This is a genomic window from Vibrio sp. 1078-1, assembly GCF_033340475.1.
Map to the genome: position 1 here is coordinate 1 of NZ_JAWOWM010000573.1, position 601 is coordinate 601.

The following is a 601-nucleotide window of genomic DNA, read 5'->3' on the forward strand; positions in this document are numbered from 1 at the left end:
ATCCTCTTCCACTTCTTCACCTGGAGCTACCAACAAAATTTGCCCACTCTCTTTTCCGATCACTCGCCAACCATCGTTAAACGCATCGCCTTTTTGTGGGAAAAAAGACAAGGTAAACGGCGTGACTTCTGCGCTCGAGAAAATGAAGACTTGCGGTGGTTTCACTTTCTTTTCTTCAGTTTCGTCGGCAAACATGTCTTCAAACAGTGAACCCGGCTCAAACAAACGATCGTCTTTATCCCAAGCACCGCCACCTAGATCCAATTGCAATGCAATGTCATCTTCTAATTTGGTTTTGCTTGGAATTTGCTTCATTTCTAGCGGCTTCCAGCCTTCAGCGGTCAAGCTAAGCAGGGTGTAGGTCTTTTTGGTATCGTCGACACGCACACCAAAATCTTTACCGCTGAGTACGGCTTCTTCGTTAAGCAACTGCAAACGCTGAAAGAAACTTTGCGCGTATTGTTTAGAGAGGTCTTTTTGACTGGTAGGCAACGTAGTGATCACCGCCACCGCGGTAAGAGATAGCAAAACCAGCACCAATAGGATTTCTATCAATCTAAAACCGTTATGTTTTCGCATTTGTTTCATTAGTGCTGGCTTG

At 45.1% G+C, this 601-nt stretch carries 1 protein-coding gene; it reads right to left on the reverse strand.

Features of this window, described 5'->3' with window-relative positions; genetic code table 11:
* A partial coding sequence (locus R7190_RS28855) for a GspH/FimT family pseudopilin (protein WP_318138064.1) occupies positions 1 to 579 on the reverse strand: 579 nt, incomplete at its 3' end.
* Positions 580 to 601 lie beyond the last annotated feature (22 nt).